At 76.0% G+C, this 822-nt stretch carries 1 protein-coding gene; it reads left to right on the top strand.

Features of this window, described 5'->3' with window-relative positions:
- Window positions 1-822: serine/threonine-protein kinase (locus O3Q52_RS53710; protein ID WP_269655630.1), on the top strand; the 822-nt coding region annotated here is incomplete at both ends.

Raw genomic sequence — 822 nt, 5'->3', positions numbered from 1 at the left:
GCCCGGGCCCGCGCCGAGGCCCGGCACGCCGCGGGGCTGCGCGGCCACCCGCACGTGGTGACCGTGCACGACGTCCTGGAGCACGAGGGCCTTCCCTGGATCGTCATGGAGTACGTGCCGGGCGCGCTCGACCTGCACGCCCTGGTCACCCAGCGCGGGCCGCTGGCCCCCGCCGAGTGCGCCCGCGTCGGACTCGCCGTGCTGGACGCGCTGACCGCCGGGCACGAGCGGGGCGTCATGCACCGGGACGTGAAGCCCGCCAACATCCTGCTGGCCCCGGACCGCGCCGGGTCGCCGTACGCCCGGGTGCTGCTCACGGACTACGGCATCTCCGTGCAGCCCGACGGCGGCGAGACGCGCTACACGCAGACCTCCGTGCTGGTGGGCACCGCCGGGTATCTGGCGCCCGAGCGTGCCCAGGGCGGGCCGCCCACCACCGCGGCCGACCTGTTCTCGCTGGGCTGCACGCTCTACTACGCCGTCGAGGGCTACGGCCCCTTCGACCGAGACTCGGGACTCGCGGCGCTGACCGCCGTCGTACTGGAGGAGCCGCGTCCGACGCTGCGCGCGGGCGCGCTGGAGTCGCTCCTGGCGGCCATGCTCACCAAGAACCCCGTCCACCGGATCACCGCGGAGGAGGCCGAGGGCGCGCTGTCCGCGATCCTGACGCCGCAGTCGCATCCCCGGACCCGGTTCGACCCCGGCTCGGAGCCGCCCTGGGCGGGCGGGCCCACCCGTACGGCCGCACCCCGTGTCCCCGAGCCGCCAGGGCCCTCGCAGAGCCACGCGAACGGCTCACAGTGGTACGCGCCCTCTGCCGCC

The organism is Streptomyces sp. ActVer, from assembly GCF_027270795.1.
In the GTDB taxonomy this organism is placed as follows: domain Bacteria; phylum Actinomycetota; class Actinomycetes; order Streptomycetales; family Streptomycetaceae; genus Streptomyces; species Streptomyces umbrinus_A.
Note: the sequence above shows the minus strand (reverse complement) of the source record. Positions and strands in the feature narration are given on the sequence as shown.